Origin of the sequence: Oceanihabitans sp. IOP_32, assembly GCF_009498295.1 — a bacterium.
GTDB lineage: Bacteria > Bacteroidota > Bacteroidia > Flavobacteriales > Flavobacteriaceae > Wocania > Wocania indica.
This window is the reverse complement of the sequence record NZ_CP040813.1, coordinates 1,841,165-1,867,749: the sequence shown is the minus strand read 5'-3', so window position 1 is coordinate 1,867,749 and position 26,585 is coordinate 1,841,165. Positions and strand designations below refer to the sequence as shown.

Here is a 26,585-nt window from a genome sequence, read left to right as displayed (position 1 = left end):
CAATGGCTTTCAATTAGTAAATAACAACACGCTTACAAAACTGTAAACGTGTCGTATAACCAGATTATAAAAGGATATTTTTATTAAAGCGTTCCTCTGTTAGCTTGTTCGCGCTCAATAGATTCGAAAAGCGCTTTAAAGTTTCCAGCTCCAAAACCACGTGCCCCCATACGTTGTATGATTTCAAAAAACAGGGTTGGACGATCTTGTAAAGGTTTTGTGAATATTTGCAATAAATACCCCTCTTCATCGGCATCAATCATGATGCCTAAATTTTTAAGCATCTCGATGTCTTCTCTTAATTTATGACTGTAAGTTTCTAAACGCCCTGGCACGGCTTTGTAGTAAGCTTCTGGTGGTTTAGACAAGAATTCAATACCCCGAGCTCTTAATTGGGTTACCGTTTCAATAATGTCGTCTGTAGCCACAGCGATGTGTTGCACACCTGGGCCTTCATAAAAATCAAGATACTCTTCAATTTGCGATTTCTTTTTTCCTTTAGCTGGTTCGTTAATTGGAAATTTTATACGTCCATTCCCATTACTCATTACTTTACTCATAAGTGCAGAATATTCGGTATGGATTTGCTTATCGTCAAAAGACAAGAAATTCTCAAAACCCATAACATCTTCATACCATTTCACCCAAGTATTCATTTCTCCCCAGCCCACATTACCTACCATATGGTCTATATACTTTAAACCGACGGCGGTTGGATTATAATCGGATTTCCACTCGCCAAAACCGGGCAAAAATACGCCCTTATAATGTTTACGCTCAACAAATATATGCACGGTTTCACCGTAAGTATAAATGCCAGAGCGCACCACTTCGCCGTGTTCATCTTTTTCTACCACGGGTTCCATATATGATTTCGCACCTCTACTAGTGGTTTCTTTATACGCTTTTGTAGCATCATCTACCCAAAGTGCAATAACCTTTACACCATCGCCATGCTTTACAATATGATTGTTTAGCGGAGATTTACTGTGTAATGGAGAGGTTAATACTAAACGGATTTTATCTTGTTTTAACACGTAACTCACCGTGTCTTTAGAACCAGTCTCTAATCCTTTATAAGCGTAAGATTGAAAACCAAATGCCGTTTTATAAAAATGCGCCGCTTGTTTAGCATTGCCTACATAAAACTCTACATAGTCTGTTCCTAAAAGTGGCAAAAAGTCTTTCGCGCCTTCAAATATTTTTTCTAAACCGTAGTTTACTGATTTTATGTTTTTACTCATTGTTATTGAATAGAGAAGTTAGAATAGAGAGGAAAGACTGGGTTTGTTTTGAAAACCCATTGTCCTATTTTAAAACTCTGCTATTTTTCCTTCGGGTTTGTTTCATTATTTTTTTAAGTAAACAACAAACGCTTAGCGCACAAACACCGCGCTATTGGTTTGTTATATTTTATTCTTGCGAAGACCTAACAGATTTTAAAACCCGTTAGGCCTAGGTCTTGATTCGCAGCTCTAAATTACTCCAGCCATGATTTATAGTAGCTTTCATCGGCAATTTTCATGCCTTCTTCGGTAACCATCAAAGGTTTAAACGTATCGACCATTACAGCGAGCTCGTCGGTTTTTGTTTTGCCAATACTACGCTCTGTTGCTCCTGGATGAGGCCCATGTGGTATGCCGGCCGGATGAAGCGAAATATGTCCAGCTTCAACGTCGTTACGGCTCATAAAATCGCCGTCTACATAATACAAAACCTCATCGCTATCAATATTACTGTGATTGTACGGTGCTGGGATAGATAGCGGGTGGTAATCGTACAAACGCGGAACAAAACTACAAACCACAAAAGCGCTGGTCTCGAAGGTTTGATGCACTGGTGGCGGTTGATGGATACGTCCTGTAATGGGCTCGAAATCGTGTATTGAAAAAGCGTAAGGATAGTTAAACCCATCGTAGCCCACAACGTCGAAGGGGTGCGATGCATAAACCATCTCGATTATATCGTCTTGCTTTTTTACTTTTATAAGGAAATCGCCATTTTCGTTATAGGTTTCTAATTCTTGAGGCTGGCGAATATCCCGCTCACAAAATGGGGCGTGTTCAAGAAGTTGCCCAAACCAATTTCGATAGCGTTTTGGCGTGTAAATAGGATGGCGCGACTCGACTATAAAAAGTCTGTTGTCTTCGGTATCAAAATCAATTTTATAAATAATACCGCGCGGAATTAGAAGATAATCGCCATATTTAAAATCGAGATTCCCCAACATAGTACGCAATTTCCCAGTGCCTTTATGGATAAAAATGAGCTCGTCTGCATCGGTGTTTTTATAAAAATAAGATTGAGTTAATTGTTTTGGTGCGGCTAAAATAATAGCACAATCGCTGTTTATTAATATGGTTTTTCGACTTTCTAAATAATCGTTTTCTGGCTTAACTTGAAATCCTTTTAGCCGGTATGATTTTATATTATTTTTTAATGCAATTTTTGGGGCTACACTGTATTGTTTTCTAATTTCTTTTACCTGGGTTGGGCGTTGCTCGTGATAACTGTTTGTAGACATACCGTCGAAACCAATTGTTCCAAAGAGTTGCTCGGCATACAAACTACCATCTGGTTTTCTAAATTGTGTGTGGCGCTTGGGCGGAATGTTTCCTAGTTTATGATAAAAGGGCATCTTTTTGTATTTTAAAAATTATTCGCTTACACCTGTAAATCGCTATAAGCCTGAGTTAAAGATACAAAATACTTATTTATTAAAGATTTCTTTTTTTAGAAAAAAGTAAGCCCACATCTACACAAAGGTTTTTTAAGACTGTCTTCTCAAGAGAAACCTAATTATAAGCGTTTTTAAAACCAGAATCCCAGATTGAGAAACCAAACGCTATCTTTAGTGTCTGGCGAATAACTATACTTGGCTTGAATGGGACCTATTAGCGTGTCTACAGAATAACCCAAAGCATAACCATTATAATCTGGAAGTGAGAACCACTCCTTATTTTCAAAAATATCATTACTAATATTGGCCCAGTTTCCTTCTACAGATATATAATGATTTTTAAAAACCTCGTAATTTCCACCTAAATATGCTTTTACGTAACTATTGCCTGTTAAGGTCAAGAAATCGTAGCCCAAAAAAGGTATAAAATTATTTATTAAATTATTGCCATAACCTCCAAGAACGAAATCTAAAGATTGAGTCGATTTATCCCCTATTTTAAACCCCCCACTGGTTGTGAGTTGTAATGCGAACTTATCGGTAATACTAAAAGCATAACCCATATTGGCTTTAACTATAGAAAACTTATCAAATTCGATATTAAATTTAGAGGCATGTAGGTACATGTGCAAATTCCCATCAAAATACACACCTCTTTTAGGAAAATACTTATTATCGTAAGTATCTAGTTTTATATTGCCAAATACGCTAAAATAATCGGTGTTATCCAATTTAAACTCTTCGTTATTTGTTAAAATTGTCTCAGACTTTATTTTAAGGCGCTTATGCTCTAGACCCATACTTAAGGCAAAATATTTTTTAAGCAGTGTTTGTAAATATACCTGATTAGTTTGGTCCTGATAATCGATATCAATCTTGTTTAATCCTGTGGTAGTTATTTCAGTTTCATCAAAAAACAACTTGGCATTTACGTTTTTACTAAATTTATTTAATCTAGAACGTATGCCTACACTCCAATAAAATCCATTATCAATTAAGTATTCGAAATTATAGCGAATATTATCGCCCAATACTAAGTCTAAAGACGACACATCGTTATCTACGAATAAGCGTTTTTTAGTGACATTAATCAAAGCCCCACTTTTATACAAGCGATCGTAATGTACTGCTAATTTTAAAAAGGTCGTATTATCGGTCTCTTTTACTGTGGTAGACAAATTGAGTGCCTTATTATTATCGGAGGTACTAAATTTATATTGTACCGAGTGAAAATTATTGGTTGCAATTAAATTATCGACGCCCTTATAAAAATCTTTTACAGCAATCTTTTCGTTTAATTTTAACCTCAACTTTCCCAGAATATAAGCGCGAGTATACCGGTTATTTCCGTGTAATGAAAACGAATTAATGGTTATAGAATCACGCTTTTGGAGATGTTTCCTATATGAAGGCTTTATTGTGTTGTATTTGGGTAATTGCTCTAACAATTCTATTTTCGAACTGGCAGCCGCAACGCCACTCTCTATAATTTGCTTCCCATCTCCAAAAGAAACTACCGAAAAATCTGAAATTTCAGGCTTTATATAAACGTCGGTTTTCTCGGCCTTTTGTTGCATATCTTTAATTGTTCGAAAATTACTAATCTGCATGAGTATACTGGGCGCCGAGACCAATTGGTCTCTATTGGCCAAATTAGACTGCACATCCACACCAACAATAACATCCATTCCCTTTGCTCTTAATTCGTCTATTGGGTAGTTGTTGGTTACACCCCCATCAACTAACACTTGGTCGCCCACTATTATAGGTTGAAATAAAGAAGGTAGGGTCGCGCTGGCCATTACTGCCTGTGTTAAATCGCCTTGATCTAACATAACAGTAGCCCCCGTTTCAATATTAGTACCGATACAAAAAAAAGGAATTGGCAACTTACTAAAATCGTTTATATCGCTTACATGCAAGGTTAAGCGTGAGAGGAGACTGTAGGTATTTTGACCTCTAGAAAGTGCAGATGGTAATGCAATTTTAAACCTATCAAAAGGTAGTGTTACAGCGTATTTTTCTGAGTTCTCACGCTCGTATAAAGCTTTAGAAGAGCGGGGTAAATTATCGCTTAGTATCTTATCAAAATCAACCTCTTTAAAGATAGAATCTAGTTGCTTGCCCGAGTATCCCACAGCATATAGCGACCCTATAATGGCCCCCATACTTGTGCCCGCAACATAATCTACTTTTACACCTAAACTATCGATAACCTTAAGTACGCCAATATGAGCTAGCCCCTTAGCGCCACCCCCACTTAAAACCAAGCCTACTTTTGCCTGGTTAGGCACGCTATCTTTATTTTGCGCTTTCGCGGAAAAAAAACAAAGCAAAAACCAAATCAATAAAATTGTTGTTTTTTTTTGCACGCGACTAACTGTTTTTTATTTGTAATTAAATTTTAAACTACCTGATAGTAACACTGTAATTATTCCTGCCACAATACATCTTTAATAATTTTAAAAAATTGGACTTTCATAATTTATAAAATTACAAATCATTCATACAATTAAAAAATATTATGGTCACCTCTTCATAAAAAATATTGTAGCTAAACTTTAAAGGCTCTCACGTTTAGGCATTTTCTACGATAAGCAAAAACCACAGTATTCTAAAAAGATAAATTTCTTAATCTGTTTATTTATAATGACTCCTTGTGAAAATAATTGTAAATCTTTTTGGCTCTCGACACGCCAATAACAGCTTCCAATTCATCTAACTTAGCATTTGCCACACGTTTGGCTGACTTAAAGTGTTTTAATAATTCTAAAACCGTTTTTTGGCCAATACCATCAATAGTTTCAAGCTCGGTATTTAAGGCCGTTTTACTGCGTCTATTCCTGTGGTGCTCAATACCAAATCGATGTGCTTCATTTCGTAAATGCTGAATAATTTTTAAGGTCTCACTTTTTTTATCTAAATACAACGGAATGGGATCGTCTGGATAAAACAGCTCTTCTAAACGCTTGGCGATACCTATAATTGCAATTTTTCCTCTTAAGCCCAGTGCATCTAAACTTTTTAAAGCCGACGATAACTGCCCTTTACCACCATCGATAATAATTAATTGCGGTAGTGGTTGGTTTTCATCACGTAAGCGCTTATATCGTCTGTAAACCACTTCTTCCATCGATGCAAAATCGTCTGGCCCTTCTACGGTTTTTATATTAAAATGTCTGTAATCTTTTTTGCTGGGCTTCCCGTTTTTAAACACCACACAAGCGGCCACAGGATGCGTGCCTTGTATATTACTATTATCGAAACACTCAATATGACGGGGCTCTTCAGAGAGTCGCAAATCGGCTTTCATTTGCGCCATAATTCGATTAACATGCCTATCTGGATCTACTATTTTATCTTGTTTAAAACGCTCCATTCTAAAGTACTTCGCATTTCGTATAGATAAGTCTAAGATGTGTTTTTTATCTCCTAATTTTGGTACCGTTACCTTAATATCGCTTCCTAAATTCACTTTAAAAGGCACGTAAACTTCCTTAGACTTAGAGTGAAAACGCTGTCGTATTTCTGTAATGGCGAGCTCTAATAATTGCAAATCGGTTTCGTCTAGCTTCTTTTTAATCTCTAAGGTGTGCGACCGAATAATAGCACCGTAAGACAGTTGTAAAAAATTAATATAACCATAGCTCTCGTCGCTAATAATAGAAAACACATCGACATTACTTATATTGGGGTTTACGACAGTAGACTTGGCTTGGTAGTTTTCTAAAACCTCAATTTTTTCTTTTATTTTTTGAGCTTCTTCAAATTGCAAGTCAACAGCTAACTGTTTCATTTGCGCTTTAAACTGCTGTAATGAATCTTTAAAATTACCTTTTAATATTTCCCGAATGGCTTTAATATTCGTGTTGTATTCCTGCTCGGTTTCCAAACCTTCACAAGGCCCTTTGCAATTCCCTAAATGATATTCTAAACAAACTTTATACTTGTTGGCATCAATCTTCTCTTCAGATAAATGATAATTACAGGTTCGTAAACTGTAGAGACCTCGTATTAAATCTAGCAAGGTATTTACGGTTTTGCGACTTGTGTACGGTCCAAAATACTCGCCACCACCTTTATACACGCGTCGTGTAGAAAACACTCTAGGAAAGCGTTCGTTTTTTATGCAAATCCACGGGTAGGACTTATCGTCCTTTAACAGCACATTGTACCGTGGTTTATGCTTTTTTATTAAATTATTTTCAAGCAATAAGGCATCGGTCTCCGTCTTGACAACAATGTGTTTTATATGGGCAATTTTTTTTACCAACACTCGGGTTTTACCATTGTCGTGCGTTTTAGTAAAGTATGAGCTCACTCTTTTTTTTAAGTTTTTCGCTTTACCTACATATATAATGGTATCGTCTGCATCAAAGTATTGATATACCCCTGGAGATTCTGGTAGTGTTTTTAATTGTATTTCTAAACTTGGTTTGCTCATTGCCTCAAAGGTAGTAATTACTATTAAAAAGTCATCTCATAAATGTAGTTTATCGTTACCTTGCAGCCCTATAATTGTTTGGAATAATGAAAAAAATAATTGGTCGAACAGACCTCATAGATTTTCCAGAGTTAGATCTTTGGAATATTGGTGCAAAAATTGATTCCGGAGCCTATACTTCTGCCATACACTGCTCAGAAATTATTGAAGAGCACGATGCTTTAAAATGTACGTTTAGCAGTAAAAAGCACCCCAATTTTAATAGTAAGAACATTGTTTTTAAGACCTTCTCCCGTACCGTTGTAAAAAGCAGTAACGGCCAGAAAGAGCAGCGTTATAAAATAAAAACAAAAACCGTATTATTTGGTAAAACATATACCATTTATTTAACGCTTACCACAAGAGACAACATGAAATACCCAGTACTTATAGGTCGGCAATTTTTAAGTAAAAAGTTTCTTATAGATGTTGATGCTGTAAATGAATCTTATAAAAACAAACTAAAATGAATATCGTAATTTTATCAAGAAACGCCTCCCTATACTCTACAAAGCGTCTTGTTGAAGCGGCTGAAAACAGAGGTCATAAAGTTGAAATTATCGACCCTTTAAAATGTGATATTATCATAGAAAAGGAAAAGCCTTCTATTTATTATAAAGACCGATACCTTGATTATGTAGATGCCATTATTCCAAGAATTGGTGCATCTATCACCTTTTATGGTTGTGCTGTAGTTAGACAGTTTGAAGAAATGGGCGTTTTTACCATTTCTCCATCAGATTCTATTTTAAAATCTAGAGATAAACTACGCAGCTTACAAAGCCTAAGTAAAGCTGGAATAGGCATGCCTAAAACCGTATTTACAAACTATTCTAGAGATATTGAAGAAGTTATAGAGCATGTTGGAGGGACACCTTTAATTATAAAACTATTGGAGGGCACCCAAGGCTTAGGGGTGGTTTTAGCCGAAACTCAAAATGCCGCGCAATCTGTTTTAGAAGCCTTTAATGGTTTACAAGCTAGAGTGATTGTGCAAGAGTTTATAAAAGAAGCAAAAGGTGCAGATTTACGTGCTTTAGTTGTAGATGGTCAAGTTGTTGGCGCTATGAAACGCCAAGGTAAAGCAGGTGAATTTCGATCTAATTTACACCGCGGTGGTTCGGCAAATATTATTACATTAGACGACGAAGAACTAAAAGTCGCTTTAAGTGCTGCTAAAGTTTTAAAACTGCCTGTTTGCGGTGTAGACATGCTACAATCGGCACGTGGCCCTTTATTGTTGGAAGTTAACTCTACACCAGGACTGGAAGGTATTGAAGACGCTACAGGTAAAGATATTGCCGCATCGATTATTCGTTTTATTGAGCGCAACACGAATTAAATTTAAATAACTTTAGATTGTTTTTATGAGTACCGCTAATAATACACTAAACATTTTAGGCCATGAGATTAAGCCTGGAGAAAGTAAAGAAGTAGATTTTGATGTCGCCCATTTACACACAGCATCTGCTGTAAATGTCCCTATTATTATAGAGCGTTCTAAAACCCCTGGACCCACCGTATTGTTTACGGCAGGGGTTCATGGCGACGAAGTTAATGGTGTAGAAATTGTTAGACAGCTTATTGCTAAAGGCATTAATAAACCTAAATCTGGAACCATTATCTGTATCCCCATTATAAATATTTTCGGATTTTTAAATTTAAAACGAGAATTTCCAGACGGCCGTGATTTAAACCGGGTTTTTCCCGGCTCTAAAAACGGATCTTTAGCAAGTCGGGTAGCATATAAATTAATGACCGAAATTATACCACATGTCGATTATATCATAGATTTTCACACCGGTGGTTCTGGTCGCTTTAATGCACCCCAAATACGTATTGAAAAATCAGATAGTCAACTCAATACTCTAGCAAGAGTTTTTGGGGCACCATTTATATTACATTCAAAATATATTAAAAAATCGTTTAGAAGCTCCTGCAATAAATTAGGAAAACCTTTGTTGCTTTTTGAAGGTGGTAAATCTATTCATATAGACGAGGTTATAACCAACCACGGTGTTGTTGGTTCTAAACGTGTACTGGACCATTTAGGCATGTTAAACTCGAAGTTTGTCGTATTTGCACCAAAAACCGATTGTGTTATGATTGCCGAAAGCAAATGGATTCGCGCTAAATACTCGGGCATGTTTAAAGTCGCTGTTAATATAGGTTCTAAAGCACTAAAAGGAGATCTTTTGGGCTACATAACCGACCCTTATGGCAAAATGAATTATTTTGTAAAAGCAGACGTTTCTGGCTATGTTATTACTATTAACGAATCTCCAACAGTTTATCAAGGTGATGCCCTTTTTAATATATCCACCAAACTGGAAGCCTAAATATTTAAATTTTAGCATTTCTAAAAACTATATACCATATGACTAAGGCCGAATTAAGAAAAAAATATAAGACACTACGAAAAAATTTATCGCAAAAGCAAATAGATGATTTAAGTATAGCTATTGCAAACCAAACACTTGAACTTCCGGTTTGGAACGTTTTGAATTATCATATTTTTTTAACGATTGAAGAACATACAGAAATTAATACGGGTTATATATTAAGCATTATAACAGGTAAGGACAAAAACGCAGTTATTTCTAAATCTAATTTTACCAACAACTCACTAACTCATTTTTTATTAACCGACAATACGATAATAAAGAAGAACAGCTGGGGTATTCCTGAGCCTGTTGATGGTATAGAAATGGACGACAAGAAAATTGATGTGGTTTTTGTACCGCTTCTAGCCTTCGATAAAACAGGCCATCGCGTAGGTTATGGCAAAGGATTTTATGATGATTTTTTAGCAAAATGCAGACCCCAAACCATAAAAATAGGGCTCTCGTTTTTTGATGCTGAAGATCATATTGAAGACATTCACCAAGGAGACATTCCGCTGGATTATTGTATTACGCCAAATAAAATTTATAAGTTTTAATCCTTACAGTTCTCGCAAAATGTTTTTCTAAGATAATCGTCTTCTAATAACTGAAAAGTCACCCCACCATTTTCGACACTATTAAACAAATTACAAAAACGCGTTTTATTCATGTTTATGGCGTTTAACATGATGGTTCTGTAATCCAACTTTTTTGTTAAGGTCTTATTTACCAATGTTAAATTCAAATAATAGAATAATAAATCTTCATCGATATCTATAGTTCTAGCCTTCTTTCCTAATAGCTTTGCAGCCAAATCAGAATTACCATAAATAGAAAAAAACTGAGCTAAACTGGAATAATCATAATCTGACAAAGGAAAATTCTTATGGTTTTTATCCACATAAAATACGCGTTTATCCTTTTTATCAAAGTCTCCAGCTCTCATTAGTCTATGAGCTAACACCATATTGTAATTCACCAGCATTCTTGAAACGAGACTTTCAGGGATTCCATCGTCTTCTAACTGACGGATTTTTTTTAATAATTTCGAGTCCTCAATGTCTAATGCGTTATAGCGCCATAACAACAATTCAATGGCTAAAATGTTATACTTTAAATTGGTGTTATTTGGAACTAATTCTTGAATATCCAACAATTCAGCATGAACATTTAGGGCGTCTCTGTCGTCTAACATATATTTATACGCTGCATTTTTAATTAAAAACTCGGCGTACTTAGCCTGTCTTGGAATATTCATTTTTTGTAAAACATCTACAGACTCTTCTCCAGCATCTATTTTTTTGAAAATTGAATTTTGCTTCGTATTCGCCACTTCCCATTGACGTTGAGTAATGGCCTTATTAAATTCGGCTAGAATAAGACTCGTAGCCTTATTATTTTTTTCTTTATGTTCCAATTCTAGCTCAACAACCGCTTTACGGTGATTTTCAAGAATATACTCCATTTCTCTAGAAACCGCTCCAGCAATGGCCTCTTTAACTTCATTTTTACTACAGGAGTTTAAATACTCAAATTTAGTTCCTTCAATATCATTAAAAAACTCTACCCAGTTTTCTGAGGTTGAAACTGTAGTCTTAATGGTTGGCTTTTGATAGGTTTGTAAAGCATTAACGACACTGTTAGCACGCTCTTCTTGCAACTCGAAATTACGTTTCGAAATCCCTTCAATAGAAGAATACGCCTTAATATTCAATCTTACAATATCGTAATTTGTTAATCTTAAAGAATCGTAAAGCGGTTTAATGGAGGCTTGAGAATACTTAGATTTATTCTTTTTAAAGGGTATAATAAATTTTAATTTTTTGTTTTTTACAACATATTCAGCCTTATCTGTCGATTGTATTTTTTTTACATCATAAGTTAAATCGTCTAAATACATCCCCATATCTAGTAAATCCCAGGAGTAATAATCTAAGTCGTAGGTCACTAAGTACTGACAAAGATTTTTATTTCCAATAAGTAATATATTGTATTCCACATCTTGATTAAGAAGATGATTGGGCACTTTTCCTAGTTTAACCTTGTAAATATTGTCTGCAAGTTGCCTTAGCCCCTGTTTTAATTCTTGGGCATATATCGGTTTAAGTAAATGCCCTTTTATTTGAGTTTTATTAATAGACTCTAAAATGCATTTGTATCGTGTTTTTGAAACAATATCTATGGCGATACCATCATCTGGATTTTTAAACACATTATTAAACCAGTCTCTATCGTTTATGCTTAGATAAAGATAGCCATCCATTTCTTTAATAGCATATCTTACGCCATTAGAGCGTTTATTAAACGCACGAGTACAGGGTTTACACTTTTGGTCTCTGTCCTGTGCATTAAAAATAATACCGAAGGTCTCCTGTGTAAAGGCCTTTATAGAAACAAATACTGAACAAATTACTAACAACAAATACTTTACTTTCATGGATCAGGCTTTTAGAATTCGCTTCATCCATAAAGTTAACCAATTTGTATCACATAGAAAAATACTTACACATAATTATCGTGATTTTATCTAATTTTTAGGAAATGCCTTTCTGTTAAAAATAATTAGCATTAAAAAGCCTGTACTTATAGCCATATCCGCAATATTAAAAACAGGCTCGAAAAAGGTAAAGTAGTCCCCTCCTACAAAAGGTATCCATTCTGGTAAATACCCAGACCACAGTGGAAAATATAACATATCTACAACTTTACCATATAAAAGCGAGTCGTACCCCCCTGATTGAGGTAAAAATGTAGCAACTTGGCCAAAGCTATCGTTAAACAAAACACCATAAAAAACAGAGTCGATAATATTACCCAAAGCACCGGCAAAAATTAAAGCAATGGCCACGATTAGTACTTTAGCGCTTTTCTTTTTGGTAGCCTCTAGAAGCCAATAACCAATACCAAAAATAGCAACCATTCTAAATAAAGTTAAGGCCACTTTGGCCGCTCTATCGTTTAGAGATGGTAAAAAATCGCTTATTTTAGTACCCCATGCCATCCCATCGTTTTCAATAAAGTAGATTTTAAACCATTTAAAAACCTCAATACTGTCCTGGAGTGCAAAATGAGTTTTAATATAAAATTTACTTACTTGATCGATAAGTAAAATTATTACTATCAGTAAAACGGTTTTTTTTAATGGCATTTTTAAAAAATTACTTGATAAGATACATTACTATAGCACTGGCCCGCATGGTATTATACCAAATTAACAATACGACATTTCAAAATTACATTGGTATTATTTTCAGCAGATTTGCTTCGCCAGTTCGCTGTTGCAAGGGTCGCAGACAATCACAGATTTTTAAATTTTATGGCAAAAAACGGATCCACAATTACCAGACAACCATTACAGTAAATAAAAAAAACGTCTCGATTTAAATCGAGACGTTCAAATTTAAAATATTTTATCTATTACTGCATATTTTTAGCCTCAATACTTAAAGTTGCATGAGGTACTAATTTTAAACGCTCTTTATTAATAAGCTTGCCAGTAACTCTACAAACGCCATAGCTTTTGTTTTCAATTCTAATTAAGGCATTTTTTAAATCGCGAATAAATTTTTCTTGACGAATAGCCAATTGGGAATTCGATTCTTTGCTCATCACGTTACTCCCCTCTTCAAAAGCTTTAAATTGTGGGGCAGTGTCTTCGGTACCATTGTTATGGTCGTTCATGTATGCGCTCTGGATAAGCTCTAAATCGCGTTTTGCTTTCTCAATTTTTTCTAAGATTAGCACTTTAAATTCAGATAAATCTTTATCTGAATACTTTACTGTATCTAAGTTCATAATTTTAGTGTTTTTTAATAAACAATTTGGTATTTACATTATCAAAAACAATTTCTATACCACTCTCTACTCGGTCAATAAATTCAAGGTTTTCTGTTAGGGTTTCTGTTTTAATATAATCAATATTATTAATTACTGCATTTTCAATATTACGGTCTTTTTGAAGCTTAACTTCAATTCTATCTGTTACTTCATATCCAGAATCTTTTCGTAGGTTCTGTATTCGATTTACAAGTTCTCTTGCCACCCCTTCATTTCTAAGGTCTTCAGAAATCGTAACATCTAAAGCTACTGTTAGTGCCCCCTCATTGGCCACTAACCAGCCCTCAATATCTTGCGATGTAATCTCTACATCTCCCAACTCTAAAATAATCATTTTTCCGTTAACTTCAACCTCTAAATGACCATTTTGCTCAATTTTGTCAATATCCTTTGCACCAAACTGGTTTACCACACTTGCTATGGCTTTCATATCTTTACCAAAACGTGGCCCAAGCACTTTAAAATTGGGTTTTATTTGCTTCACTAAAATTTCTGAGGCATCTTCTAAAAGCTCAATATCTTTAACGTTTACCTCGTGCTTGATTAAATTTGAAACGGCTAAAAGTTCCTCTTTTTGTTGTGCATTAGTAACCGGTATCATAATTTTTTGCAGCGGCTGTCTCACTTTTATCTTTTCTTTAGCTCTTAACGATAAAACTAAAGACGATATTGTTTGAGCGGCTTCCATTTTACGCTCCAAGCTTTTATCGACAAAGGCGGGATCGAAAACAGGGAAATCGGTTAGGTGGACACTCTCAAAAGTCTCTTTTTTGGTTACCAAATTGAGATCTAAATACAACTTATCCATAAAGAAAGGTGCTATTGGTGCACTTAACTTTGCAATGGTCTCCATACAGTTGTAGAGCGTTTGGTATGCCGAAATTTTATCTTGCCCGTAATCGCCTTTCCAGAAACGCCTTCTGCTTAAACGCACAAACCAATTGCTTACATAATCTTGGGTAAAGTTTGAAATGGCACGTGCTGCCTTTGTAGGCTCATAGTCGGCGTAGTAGGCATCTACTTTTTCAATTAGAGTATGCAATTCAGAAAGGATCCAGCGGTCTATTTCTGGTCGTTCTTCCAGAGGAATATCAGCTTCAGCATAGGTAAAATTATCTAAATTGGCGTACAACTGAAAAAAAGAATAGGTATTGTAAAGCGTTCCAAAGAACTTGCGTTTTACTTCCTCAATACCCTCTAAATCAAATTTTAAATTATCCCAAGGGTTGGCGTTACTAATCATGTACCAACGTGTGGCATCGGCGCCATAATCTGCTAAGGTTTCAAACGGATCGACAGCATTACCTAAACGTTTCGACATTTTTTGTCCGTTTTTATCCAATACTAACCCGTTAGACACCACGTTTTTATAGGCCACAGAATCGAATACCATAGTGGCTATAGCGTGCAAGGTATAAAACCAGCCCCTTGTTTGGTCGACACCTTCGGCAATAAAATCGGCCGGAAATGTAATACCTTTATCGATTAGATCACTGTTTTCGAATGGATAATGCCACTGTGCATAAGGCATACTGCCAGAATCGAACCAAACATCGATTAAATCGCTTTCGCGGAACATTTTTTGACCCGTTTCAGACACGAGAACAATGTCATCTACAATATTTTTATGCAAATCGATTTTGGCGTAATTTTCATCAGAAAGGTTTCCTATTTCAAAATCTTCAAATATATCTTTATCAAGAACACCGGCTACAATCGCCTTTTGCATTTCATTCTTTAACTCTTCAACCGAACCGATACAAATCTCTTCCTTACCATCTTCGGTCCTCCAAATTGGCAACGGGATTCCCCAGTACCGAGAACGAGATAAATTCCAATCGTTTGCATTGGCTAACCAGTTTCCAAAACGACCCTCACCTGTACTTTTTGGTTTCCAATTTATAGTTTGGTTTAACGCGTACATGCGATCTTTAACCTCTGTAATTTTAATAAACCAAGAATCTAAAGGATAGTACAGAATAGGTTTATCGGTACGCCAACAATTTGGATAGCTGTGTTTATATTTTTCAACCTTAAAGGCTTTGTTTTCGGTTTTTAATTGAATGGCCAACTCGACATCTACCGAACGCTCGGGTGCTTCTCCTTCGTCGTAATACTCATTCTTTACGTATTTGCCAGCATAGTCGCCCATTTCTGGACGAAAACGACCTTGTAAATCTACTAAAGGCACCAAATTACCTTGTGCATCTTTTACCAACATAGGAGGCACTTCTGGAGTGGCTTGTTTAGCTACCAAAGCATCATCGGCTCCAAAAGTTGGTGCGGTATGTACTATACCCGTACCATCTTCAGTCGTTACGAAATCTCCAGAAATTACACGAAAGGCATTTTCTGGGTTATCATTTGGAAGTGCAAATTTTAAAAGTTGCTCGTAAGTTATTCCTACTAAATCTTTTCCTTTAAATTCTTTAACTATTCTGTAGGGTATTTTTTTATCTTCAGATTTATAGCTTAAAACTTCCGATTTTTCTTGAACTTCAACAAATTTTCCTGCAAACTGTTTGGCAACCAATGCTTTGGCCAAAACCACATGTATAGGCTCGAAAGTGTATTGATTATAAGTTTCAACCAAAACATAATCAATTTTTGGCCCCACGGTTAAAGCGGTGTTACTAGGCAACGTCCAAGGTGTGGTTGTCCATGCTAAGAAATAAATATCGCCTTCATTTTTTAAGAACTCTGGCAACGAATTTTCATTCGCTTTAAATTGGGCAACAACCGTTGTATCGGTAACATCTTGATAGGTTCCTGGTTGATTTAACTCATGCGAGCTTAATCCTGTTCCAGCTTTTGGAGAATATGGCTGTATGGTATAACCTTTATAAATTAACGATTTGTTATAAATTTGTTTTAAAAGCCACCAAACAGACTCCATATATTTAGGCTCGTAGGTGATGTACGGATTATCCATATCTACCCAATAGCCCATTTTTTTTGTTAGGTCGTTCCAAACATCGGTATAACGCATCACGGCTTTACGACAAGCAGCATTGTAATCTTCTACCGAAATGGTTTTGCCAATATCTTCTTTAGTTATTCCCAGTTCTTTTTCTACACCCAACTCTATAGGTAAACCATGCGTATCCCAACCTGCTTTACGTTTAACTTGGTAGCCTTTCATGGTTTTATATCGTGGAAAAATATCTTTAATGGCACGTGCTAAAACATGATGCACTCCAGGAAGCCCGTTTGCAGAAGGAGGCCCTTCATAAAACACATATGGTTTTTTACCTTCTCTAGTAGAAACACTTTTTTCAAAAATGTTGTTTTCTTGCCAGTACTGCAATATTTCGTTTGCTACTTTTGTTAAGTCAAGTCCTTTGTATTCAGGAAATTTAGCGCTCATTTATTATCGTTTCTTATCAGTTCGCGAATTTACATAATTTTAGGAAAATAGCGGTGCGATTACGTCGAAAAAGCTGAAGTATGCTGAAGTTAAAATACAAACCCTTGACCTTTTGTTTATTCTAGCTCAACATTTTATAATTTTCACAAGGCTAAACAGCATAATACAACCACAATATGGGGAATGTATTTCACTAAACATCGGTGTTGTTTCTAATTTTATTACAGTCTTTTCTGATGATTTTGAGACCGAATTAGAAGTCGTGATTTATTAAGAGACGACAAGAAAATCTCTTAAATTAAACTTTTACCTCGTAATATTGATGACTATTGTTAAGGTAGCCAAGTTTAGAAGACCGCAAATCTGCTCCTATAGTCTTCTGCCCGCAAATAGAAAACACCATAAAAGTGTCTCGAAGGTTTTACAATATTATTTTAACCAAACTCACAAAATAGCAAAAACCCAGATTAATTACGGATTTATGGAAGATCTATTTATCATGAACGTGTACATCTTCCCCTTGATTCCAATGGGTTAAAATATCTGTAGCCACATGGGCACCACTCCCAGATGCTATAGCAAATTGACTACGCCATCCCGCAAGTGTTCCTGCGACGTACAGGTTTTCTTTAATACGATGGTCTTGGTTTCTCAACCAAACGCGTTTCTTTTTAGGGGTTGCTCGAGGGTGTGGCTCAATGTAGGCTTCTAAGCCTTTAATACGAAGTAAACTGGTGTAACCCACAGCAATAACAACACATTTAATTTTGTACGTGTTTTTATTGGTTTCTACTTTAAAACCTTCTGTAAGATTTGAGATCGCAGTGACTTTTTCGTTCTCAATCTGGTTAATGTGCGCATAAAGACTTTGTAATTGTTGCTTACCGTTTTCTAAAATAGATTTACCCGTTGTACCTGGTTTTAATCCTAAAACATTATTAAAAACAGCGGTTTGCAAATGTGAGGCCCTTTGATGCATTATAATTGCAATACGCTTATTTTCGGCAAAAGGTTTATTTTTAGCCGAACCTAAAACCAAAGCACAAGACATACCTGCCGCACCCCCTCCTAATATTAAGACATCCAGCACTATTTATTTTGATTTACTTTTTGCTCAATACGTTTAGAAATTTGTAAAATACGCATCATTAAGATAACACATAAAGAGGCGACAATAGTAATTAAAGCCACTATACTATCGCCCTCTAAAGGCGCATTAAAATCGAGTTTTGTGGCATTAAAAACAATAAATCCTAAAGCTATAAGGCTTAATACTAAGGTTAATATTTTCATATTTTTTATTTCAAGACCTGTAAATATAACAAGAATAAAATTATTTCTTGTTACACCAAAACCAATTTAGTGTTTATAATTACAAGTCTAAGAGAAAATATGTTTTCTAAAATGATTGTTCCTAAAGTATTTTAAATTCATCATTTATTGCGATATAGGGGCTCTTCTATTTCATTAACGAAAACAAATTTTTGTTTTCATTCTGCGTAAATCGACGTGATTTGTGGAACAATTCTCTACTGTATTATCATACCAAATTAACCATATAATATCGCATATAATTGGTTTACTCACATCTTTCTATTTTATAAATAGGTGTTCGTGATGTGCTTCGCAGTTCTTTTTCGCAGATTACGCAGACCTGCCTGCAGACAGGCAGGTAACGCAGATTTTTATCTTGTAAGACTAAAAACGGATGTACAATTTCTAATCTTATTTAGTCTTAGCTAAAAAATAATTTAACAAATGCAATAAAGCCTTAAAAACGGCATTGCGTTTAAACTATTTTTTTAAAAATCACACCAGATCAAAAAGCGCTTTAATATTATGAGCAAATAATTTTACTGCAATAGCCAATAATATCACACCAAATATTTTACGGATAATATTTATACCGTTTTTCCCCAAAAGGCGCTCTATTCTAGAAGAGGTTTTAAGCACAATATAAATGATTATAACATTTAACAACACGGCCACAATAATATTTTCTATACTAAACTCTGCCCTTAATGAAAGTAAGGTGGTTAAACTTCCTGGTCCTGCAATAAGCGGAAATGCCAAAGGAAATACCGCAGTTGTCATAGAGTCGTGATCCTCCTGTTTGTATAGTGTAATACCTAAAATCATTTCTAAGGCGATAAAAAATAAGATAAAAGCACCAGCTACCGCAAACGAATTGACATCGATACCAATTAAATTAAGGATGCTAGTTCCTAAAAAAAGAAATAAAATTAAAATAAAACCAGCAATAATAGCGGCTTTTTCACTTTGTATATGACCTGCTTTTTTTCGTAAATCGATTATAATTGGGATGTTCCCAATAATATCAATTACCGCAAATAGCACCATAAAAGCGGTGAAAATCTCTTTTAAATCGAATTGCATTTTTTGTAAATTTTAAAGGTTTAACAGTTCTAGCTGTGTTAATTGATTTTTTCAATATTCTCACAAAAGCGAGCCTTTTAAAAAAAATAAAAGCTCATAATATTGAAATTCTTAATTTTTCGGCAAAAGTAGATGATTAATAATTATTTCTAACATAAATTTGAGTAAAAGTTTGTCTATTTTTGCAAACGCAATTTAGTGCTTAAATAATCTGATATATTAGAGCGTTGAATTACGGCTTAAACTGTAAAACTACAATACACTAAGTGGTATTTTAATTATGCGTTATTAAGCACGAATATTTTAGAAGTAATAAAGTATGTTTCAAATAGGAAAAACCATAGTATCGGAAGATATTATAAAAAAAGATTTTGTATGTAACTTATCGGCCTGTAAAGGGGCCTGTTGTATTGATGGCGACGCTGGAGCTCCGCTTGATGAGCAAGAGATTCAAATTCTAAATTCTGTTTATCCCAAAGTAAAACCTTTTTTAAGACCAGCGGGAATTGATGCTATTGAGCAACAAGGCACTTATATTACGACAGATTTTGGAGAGTTCGAAACGCCTTTAATTGATGGTGCCGATTGTGCTTACGTTATTTTTGATGATAAAAACACAGCCCTTTGCGCCATTGAAGAAGCTTATAATCAGGGTGAGATTTCTTGGAAAAAACCAGTGTCTTGCCATTTGTACCCCATTCGAATTAAGGAATACTCCGAATTTTCGGCCGTGAATTACGATAAATGGGACATCTGTGATGATGCTTGCTCTCTAGGAAAAGAACTGCAAGTGCCGGTTTATAAGTTTGTGAAAGAGGCTTTAATACGCAAGTTTGGAGAAGACTGGTATTTAGAATTAGAAAAAGTTGCAGACAAACTATAAGACATAGAACACGAGTTGTTGTAGTCCAGAGATAAATTAAAAAGCACCTAGATTGAGGTGCTTTTTAATTTGTTTATGATTAATGTCCGACAAAAGACATAAGACCGCTTCGCTAATAGACATAAGAACCAAGACTTGATTCTAACTAACTGATAAACAGAAGTGCTTTAATTAACAAAATAGCTCCTTTAAATCTTAATAATTATTTCAAATAAGCAAGGTGACATTTTAAAAAACGTGCAAAGCTCTTAATTTTAAAAGGATTGACAGCATTATAATATTTTTAATCGGACACTAGTGTTTGTTTATGATTTTCTCTAAGCTTCACAACTCACACAATCCTTCTTTTGCTTAAATTTTTGTGCGGCGTTCATGCTATGCTGGTAGTAAAGTGACTTTAAGCCCAGTTTCCAGGCTGTAACATACAACTTATTAATATCCTTTACTGGCATATCCGGATGTACCATAATGTTTAAAGACTGCCCTTGGTCTATGTGGTTTTGCCTATTTGCGGCTTGATAAATAATACTCATTTGATCGATTTCAGAATAGGTTTTAAATACCTCACGTTCGTGATCGGTGAGCTCTTCTAAATGCTGAACAGAACCATCGTAATCGCGAATACTCTTCCAAATAGCACTTGTATTTAATCCTTTTTCTTCTAACAAGTTTTCTAAAAACGGATTTTTTATCGTCGTTTTTATTTTTGCAATATCTTTTACATAGCTGTTAGACCAAATAGGCTCAATACCTTGAGACACTTGTCCTAAAATAAACGCTGAAGAGGTTGTTGGTGCCACAGCATTTACTGTAGTGTTACGTCTTCCGTACCCCTTTAATACTTCAGGCTCACCAAATAGTTTTGCTAATTCTTCTGAAGCTTTTTTAGATTTCTCGTGTATTGTTTTAAATATCTCACTGTTTAAATTAAAAGCCTCTTGACTATCGAAAGCTAGCATTTTAGACTGTAATAAAGAGTGCCATCCCAGAGCACCCAAACCTAGAGCTCTGTTCTCTTTCGCAAAATTATAAGCCTTTTCCATAAATAGAAAAGTTTGTTTATCGTCTCTGTTTGTAGAATCTCTATACGCTTCTAATTTGGTAACAAATTCTTCTAAAACAGCGTCTAAAAAGTACACCATGGTCTCTACAGCATCTGTATCTTTCCATTTATCATAATGCAGTAAATTTATTGAAGATAGCACACACACGAAAGACCACCTATTGTTAGTAGGAAGCATGATTTCTGTGCATAAGTTACTGGCATAAATCTCCATGTTTTTGTCTTTATAAACATCTGCCGCATTATTATTCGCATTATCTTTAAAGAAAATATAAGGATAGCCAATCTCACCACGACGTTGTAATACTTTTGCCCAAATAGCTCTTTTATCTTGGTCGCCATCTATCATGTCTTGCATCCACTGGTTTCCAACGGTCACCCCATGGGTTAATTCTTGAATTGGATTCCCTTCGGTCCCAATTTCTAAAAACTCATGAATATCTTTATGATCAATTGGTAAATACGGTGAAAAACGACCACGCCTAACAGAACCCTGACTAACAACATCGACCATCTTCTCAAAAAGTTGCATAATATGAACCGCCCCAGACGATTCTCCATTATTTTTCACGGGAGCTCCTCTATGTCTTAATTTGCCAAAGTACCCAGAAGTACCTCCTCCTAATTTAGACATCATACCAACTTCAGATTGGCCATATAATATATCGCCCATATCATCGTCAATATGAGAACCAAAACAGCTAATTGGCAGGCCTCTTTTTTTACCAAAGTTAGACCAAACAGGAGAAGCTAACGAGTAATAACCCGCGGCCATATAGCCATAAAACTTATCGGCAAAACCATCTATTTTTAAAATTTCTTCGGCTCTATCGGCTATTTCTCTTATCCTAACCTCTGGTGTTGTTCCTTCAGTAAGATATCCAGAAGATAAAAATTTACGACTATTTTCTGTGAGCCATTCTATTTCGGGCTTTTTAGCAGCTTCGCCTCTGGCTTCATGTCTAGCCTTAATCATTTCGTCGTAATTTGACGCTTTACTCTGTTGACTTAAGTCTTCTTCGCTGTGGTGTTTTGTGTAATTGCTCATATTAAAATAGATCGTCGCTGGTTATACTTTTTGTTCTTTTACTGTAGTTTATAGAGCGCTTCACAAAGAAATCGCCATGTTTTGTTCCGATAATTTCATCGTCAAACCATTCTGTTTTTTCAACTAATTCTTGGTTAACCTCAAATACTTTTTCAATACCAATACTTTCTAAAGAATTATTAAAGCGATTCTTAATAAACTCATTAATAACATCTTTTGGCAAGAAGTCTAATTCTCCTTCTTCAAAAATCCAATCGATAATCTCACTTTCAGACTGAAAGGCATCCCGACATAAATTCTGTACTAAAATGGTGTGATCCTCATCAAACCAAGTCGGGTTTTCATCTTTTATTATTTTAATCACGTCGATACCAAAATCCCCATGAATTTGCTCCTCCTTAGATGTAGCCTCTACCACATTAGAAATTCCTTTAAGCATGTTTTTATGCTTGTTAAAAGCCATTATGATTAAAAACTGAGAAAACAAAGACACATGTTCAATAAATAACGAGAATAATAAAATGGACTCTGCAAACTCCTTATTATCTTCACTTTTAGCGTTTTTTAAAGCCGTTTCCAAATAATGAACACGACGCATAATAACGGGTTGCTTTTTTAAATTTTTAAACTCATTGTTCAACCCGAGAATTTCTAACAAATGGGAATAAGCATCGTGATGACGCACTTCACTTTCAGCAAAAGTTGCCCCTACAGAGCCAATTTCTGGTTTAGGCATTTTATTGTACAAATCGCCCCAAAACGTTTTAACCGCCACCTCAATCTGCGAAATAGCAAGCATCGTGTTTTTAATAGCATTTTGTTCTTGAGTTGTGAGCTTTGTTTTAAAATCTTGAATATCGCTCGTAAAATTAAACTCCGAGTGGATCCAATACGAATGCCTAATGGCATCTACATATTCATTAAGCGCCGGGTACTCGTAAGGTTTTAAATTTATACGCTTTTCAAAAATATTAGTTCTTCTATTTCTTGCTTGCTCGTCCCTGTATAAAATATAGGCCTTAGCAACATCATGAAATGCGCTTTGCATGAGTTTCTCCTCAACAAGATCTTGAACCTGCTCTACTGTTGGTGTATAATTATTATCTTTTTGTTTTCTATCCAACAAGGCATTTAAAACGTTAATTGAAATTAAGTTGGCGTCTTCTTTTGTTCCATTACCAACAGAAAGCATTGCTTTTTCTATAGCTTTAGAGATCTTGTTTAAAACAAAAGGACTTGTTTCATAATCTCTTTTAATAATTTGTGTAATTTGCATAACTTCTGATTTGTTTTTAGCTAATTGTGTGACACGCTTTTAGACACACGACAACTGTTAAGGGAAAAGTCGGTGACTACAAATAAACTACAAACTATCTCTAGCGCATGTCTTGCAGAAATAGCAGTTTTACCATCTAAAATACACACAAATATTGTTAATTCTTATCACAAAAATAACGGTGTTCTAAAAAGATTATGAACAAGTTTTCAACAAATAAATTATATCGCTTAGAACTAGAAGTTTACAGATATTTTTTATAAAACATTGACAAACAGTATTTTGTTTATTGAGGTGCCGTGAAAAGTTTACAAAAAATTTAGAGTTTAAAAGAGCACTAAAACACGTGTAATCAATGATTTTGAAATGATTTTTGACCCTAAAACTAGTGTTAAACTTATTTCTGTACATTAAACAAAACGAAAAATACCGACGATAAAACCTTATAACATAAGAACTATGAAACCCCAGATTATCACATATTAGTGACAAAAAAATAACGATATAATTATCAGAACAAAAACATCTGTAAAGCTGCGTTATAACATTGGAAAATAAAATGACGGATACGTAAATATCTCGTAAATTAAACCTAATTTTAGAACGTCTAGTTTAAGCTATTGCGTTCTTGCCAAAAGTATGTACATTATAGTATAATCCCTATGGCTTGTTAATAACTCAATAAAATAAAACAATACATGAAAACTTATAAATCGAAAGCACTCACTCTTTTTAAACCCGAAATTTTAAAAAATTCTGGAGCAGCATTTTTTGATACTGGAATTTCGGCTGGCTTTCCATCACCAGCAGATGATTTTAGTGAACATCGTTTATCTCTAGACCATACACTTGTTAAAAATAAAGAAACCACGTTTTTTGCACGGGTAAGCGGACAATCGATGATTGGTGCCGGTCTCAATGATAATGACTTATTGGTAATTGATCGCAGCTTAGAGCCCGCGCACAATAAAATAGCAGTATGTTTTCTAGATGGAGAATTTACCGTAAAACGATTAAAAGTTAATGCTGAAGGCATCTGGCTACAACCCGAAAATACGGATTATCCTATTATAAAAATTACTAACCAGAATGATTTTGTTATCTGGGGTATTGTTACCAACGTGATTAAAAAAGTATGATGTTTTAAAATATTCATGTTTTATATTATAAAAAAGCCGCCTCATTTAGTTCAATGAGGCGGCTTTTTTTATTCTGTATAAGGAGATCGTTTAATCGACTAAAACTATGGCCTTATTATCAATCATTTCTAAAACCCCAGAGCTAATAGGTAACCATGTCACCTTATCGCTAGGTTTGGTAAACTTAGACGCTATTTCCTCATCTAGGGAAATAGACCCGTAAATTTTAACGTTACCTTCAGTTAAAAGTGATATTATAGGTGCGTGATTTTTAAGCATCTCGAACTCACCGTTTACCCCAGGAACCGCTATACTTGTTACTTCTCCACTAAATAAAGTGGCTTCGGGCGATACTATTTCTAAATACATAGTTAAACTTGTTTAACTACCCTGAATTTAATTCAGGGTCTTTTTATTATTTATCTTAACTCCATTGGGATGCCTACTGATATAAGTTCGGCACTAGTAAATACTAGGCCTCAGCTAACATTCTTTCTCCAGCTTCAATAGCTTCTTCGATAGTTCCTTTTAGGTTGAATGCGGCTTCTGGTAAGTGATCTAATTCACCATCCATAATCATATTAAACCCTCTAATTGTTTCTTTAATATCTACTAAAACACCTTTAAGTCCAGTAAACTGCTCTGCCACGTGGAAAGGCTGAGACAAGAAACGCTGTACACGTCTTGCTCGACTTACAGCCAATTTATCTTCCTCAGACAATTCTTCCATACCAAGTATGGCAATAATATCTTGCAATTCTTTATAACGTTGTAATAACTCTTTTACTCGCTGTGCACAGTTGTAGTGTTCGTCTCCTAAAATCTCTGCGGTTAAAATACGAGATGTAGAATCTAAAGGATCTACAGCAGGATAAATACCCAGCTCGGCAATTTTACGCGATAAAACCGTTGTCGCATCTAAATGCGCAAAAGTTGTTGCTGGTGCAGGATCTGTTAAATCATCTGCAGGCACATAAACCGCTTGCACCGAGGTAATCGACCCTCTTTTAGTTGAAGTAATACGCTCTTGCATAGCTCCCATTTCTGTTGCTAATGTAGGCTGATAACCTACAGCAGACGGCATACGACCCAATAAAGCCGATACTTCTGATCCTGCTTGGGTAAAACGGAATATATTATCTACGAAGAAAAGAACATCTTTTCCTTGTCCTTCTCCAGCACCATCGCGAAAATACTCAGCAATAGTTAAACCAGATAGGGCTACACGTGCACGTGCTCCAGGAGGCTCATTCATCTGACCAAACACAAAAGTAGCTTTCGACTCTTTCATTATAGCCTTATCCACCTTGGTTAAATCCCATCCGCCTTCTTCCATAGAATCCATAAAATCGTCACCATAACGAATAATTCCAGACTCTAACATCTCACGTAGTAAATCGTTTCCTTCACGAGTTCTTTCTCCAACGCCTGCGAAAACTGAAAGACCACCATGTCCTTTAGCAATATTATTAATTAACTCTTGAATTAATACGGTTTTACCAACACCAGCACCACCAAACAAACCAATTTTACCACCTTTTGCATAAGGTTCGATTAAATCGATAACTTTTATCCCTGTGAATAACACTTCAGTAGATGTTGATAAATCTTCAAACTTAGGCGACTTTCTATGAATTGGTAATCCAGCATCTCCCTCTTTAGGTAAATCTCCTAATCCATCGATAGCATCTCCAACAACATTGAAAAGACGACCATAAACATCATCACCAATAGGCATTTGAATAGGTGCACCGGTAGAGATCACTTCCATTCCTCTACTTAAACCATCAGAAGAATCCATAGCAATAGTACGCACAGAATTTTCACCAATGTGAGATTGAACTTCAAGTACTAGAACAGAACCATCAGGCTTGTTAATTTCTAACGAATCATAGATTTTTGGAAGTGTGGCACCAAATTCGAATTCGACATCGATAACTGGACCAACTATTTGAGCAACTTTACCTGTAACTTTAGACATTACTTATGTGTTTAATATTATGCGTTTTACTTGTATGAAAACACTTG

21 protein-coding genes are annotated in these 26,585 nt (G+C 35.3%); 6 read left to right on the top strand and 15 right to left on the bottom strand.

Annotated elements, in window-relative coordinates:
• Positions 1-83: 83 nt before the first annotated feature.
• From hppD to uvrC, 4 genes are all read right to left on the bottom strand, one after another.
• Positions 84-1,244, bottom strand: coding sequence for a 4-hydroxyphenylpyruvate dioxygenase (gene hppD, locus FEZ18_RS07725; protein WP_153267789.1), 1,161 nt, complete (start codon positions 1,242-1,244; stop codon positions 84-86).
• 236 nt (positions 1,245-1,480) lie between these two features.
• A complete protein-coding gene (locus tag FEZ18_RS07720) occupies positions 1,481-2,638 on the bottom strand; it encodes a homogentisate 1,2-dioxygenase (RefSeq protein WP_153267788.1) in 1,158 nt (385 codons plus the stop codon).
• A gap of 173 nt (positions 2,639-2,811) precedes the next feature.
• On the bottom strand, positions 2,812-4,974 hold the full coding sequence (locus tag FEZ18_RS07715) for a patatin-like phospholipase family protein (RefSeq protein ID WP_194269459.1): 2,163 nt from the start codon (positions 4,972-4,974) through the stop codon (positions 2,812-2,814).
• Between the two features lie 350 nt (positions 4,975-5,324).
• Entirely contained in the window at positions 5,325-7,124 is a 1,800-nt protein-coding gene (gene uvrC / locus FEZ18_RS07710) for an excinuclease ABC subunit UvrC (RefSeq protein ID WP_153267787.1), read from the bottom strand.
• Between the two features lie 86 nt (positions 7,125-7,210).
• On the opposite strand from uvrC, the gene FEZ18_RS07705 reads away from it, so the two are divergent.
• From FEZ18_RS07705 to FEZ18_RS07690, 4 genes are read left to right on the top strand one after another with little or no spacing between them, the layout of a single operon-like run.
• Positions 7,211-7,633: an ATP-dependent zinc protease gene (locus FEZ18_RS07705; RefSeq protein ID WP_317164430.1), complete on the top strand. Its 423-nt coding sequence runs from the start codon at positions 7,211-7,213 to the stop codon at positions 7,631-7,633.
• Complete coding sequence (rimK, locus tag FEZ18_RS07700) at positions 7,630-8,505, top strand: 30S ribosomal protein S6--L-glutamate ligase (RefSeq protein ID WP_153267786.1); 876 nt, start codon at positions 7,630-7,632, stop codon at positions 8,503-8,505. The genes FEZ18_RS07705 and rimK overlap by 4 nt, the downstream gene beginning before the upstream one ends.
• Before the next feature lie 25 nt (positions 8,506-8,530).
• The gene (locus tag FEZ18_RS07695) at positions 8,531-9,502 is read left to right on the top strand and encodes a succinylglutamate desuccinylase/aspartoacylase family protein (RefSeq protein WP_153267785.1); all 972 of its coding nucleotides are present in this window, start codon (positions 8,531-8,533) and stop codon (positions 9,500-9,502) included.
• A gap of 38 nt (positions 9,503-9,540) precedes the next feature.
• Complete coding sequence (locus tag FEZ18_RS07690; protein ID WP_153267784.1) at positions 9,541-10,104, top strand: 5-formyltetrahydrofolate cyclo-ligase; 564 nt, start codon at positions 9,541-9,543, stop codon at positions 10,102-10,104.
• Here the strand turns inward: FEZ18_RS07690 and FEZ18_RS07685 are convergent.
• From FEZ18_RS07685 to FEZ18_RS07655, 7 genes are all read right to left on the bottom strand, one after another.
• The gene (locus FEZ18_RS07685; protein WP_153267783.1) at positions 10,101-11,984 is read right to left on the bottom strand and encodes a hypothetical protein; all 1,884 of its coding nucleotides are present in this window, start codon (positions 11,982-11,984) and stop codon (positions 10,101-10,103) included. The genes FEZ18_RS07690 and FEZ18_RS07685 overlap by 4 nt on opposite strands.
• Before the next feature lie 90 nt (positions 11,985-12,074).
• The gene (locus FEZ18_RS07680; RefSeq protein ID WP_153267782.1) at positions 12,075-12,695 is read right to left on the bottom strand and encodes a lipoprotein signal peptidase; all 621 of its coding nucleotides are present in this window, start codon (positions 12,693-12,695) and stop codon (positions 12,075-12,077) included.
• Positions 12,696-12,964: 269 nt separating this feature from the next.
• Positions 12,965-13,342: a TraR/DksA family transcriptional regulator gene (locus FEZ18_RS07675; RefSeq protein WP_153267781.1), complete on the bottom strand. Its 378-nt coding sequence runs from the start codon at positions 13,340-13,342 to the stop codon at positions 12,965-12,967.
• 4 nt (positions 13,343-13,346) lie between these two features.
• Complete coding sequence (ileS, locus tag FEZ18_RS07670) at positions 13,347-16,751, bottom strand: isoleucine--tRNA ligase (RefSeq protein WP_153267780.1); 3,405 nt, start codon at positions 16,749-16,751, stop codon at positions 13,347-13,349.
• 490 nt (positions 16,752-17,241) lie between these two features.
• Positions 17,242-17,841: an FAD-dependent oxidoreductase gene (locus FEZ18_RS07665; RefSeq protein ID WP_153267779.1), complete on the bottom strand. Its 600-nt coding sequence runs from the start codon at positions 17,839-17,841 to the stop codon at positions 17,242-17,244.
• On the bottom strand, positions 17,841-18,044 hold the full coding sequence (locus tag FEZ18_RS07660) for a hypothetical protein (RefSeq protein WP_153267778.1): 204 nt from the start codon (positions 18,042-18,044) through the stop codon (positions 17,841-17,843). Before FEZ18_RS07660 ends, FEZ18_RS07665 begins: the two co-directional genes overlap by 1 nt.
• A gap of 516 nt (positions 18,045-18,560) precedes the next feature.
• On the bottom strand, positions 18,561-19,148 hold the full coding sequence (locus FEZ18_RS07655) for a MarC family protein (RefSeq protein WP_153267777.1): 588 nt from the start codon (positions 19,146-19,148) through the stop codon (positions 18,561-18,563).
• A gap of 319 nt (positions 19,149-19,467) precedes the next feature.
• Between FEZ18_RS07655 and FEZ18_RS07650 the strand changes: the two genes are divergently transcribed.
• Positions 19,468-20,031 carry a DUF3109 family protein gene (locus FEZ18_RS07650; RefSeq protein ID WP_153267776.1) on the top strand — a complete coding sequence of 188 codons (564 nt, stop codon included), beginning with the start codon at positions 19,468-19,470 and terminating at the stop codon, positions 20,029-20,031.
• Positions 20,032-20,348: 317 nt separating this feature from the next.
• On the opposite strand, the gene FEZ18_RS07645 is transcribed toward FEZ18_RS07650, so the two are convergent.
• Positions 20,349-22,070 (bottom strand): ribonucleoside-diphosphate reductase subunit alpha, encoded by a 1,722-nt coding sequence (locus FEZ18_RS07645; protein WP_228122925.1) that lies wholly within the window; start codon positions 22,068-22,070, stop codon positions 20,349-20,351.
• Between the two features lie 73 nt (positions 22,071-22,143).
• Positions 22,144-23,418, bottom strand: coding sequence for a ribonucleotide-diphosphate reductase subunit beta (locus FEZ18_RS07640; RefSeq protein ID WP_153267774.1), 1,275 nt, complete (start codon positions 23,416-23,418; stop codon positions 22,144-22,146).
• Between the two features lie 698 nt (positions 23,419-24,116).
• Between FEZ18_RS07640 and FEZ18_RS07635 the strand changes: the two genes are divergently transcribed.
• Positions 24,117-24,557: a LexA family protein gene (locus FEZ18_RS07635; protein WP_153267773.1), complete on the top strand. Its 441-nt coding sequence runs from the start codon at positions 24,117-24,119 to the stop codon at positions 24,555-24,557.
• A 90-nt stretch (positions 24,558-24,647) separates the two neighbouring features.
• Here the strand turns inward: FEZ18_RS07635 and FEZ18_RS07630 are convergent, their stop codons facing one another.
• Together FEZ18_RS07630 and atpD are read right to left on the bottom strand one after the other, a co-directional pair.
• Complete coding sequence (locus FEZ18_RS07630; protein WP_153267772.1) at positions 24,648-24,926, bottom strand: F0F1 ATP synthase subunit epsilon; 279 nt, start codon at positions 24,924-24,926, stop codon at positions 24,648-24,650.
• 103 nt (positions 24,927-25,029) lie between these two features.
• Positions 25,030-26,538 carry a F0F1 ATP synthase subunit beta gene (gene atpD / locus FEZ18_RS07625; protein WP_153267771.1) on the bottom strand — a complete coding sequence of 503 codons (1,509 nt, stop codon included), beginning with the start codon at positions 26,536-26,538 and terminating at the stop codon, positions 25,030-25,032.
• Between the last annotated feature and the right edge of the window lie 47 nt (positions 26,539-26,585).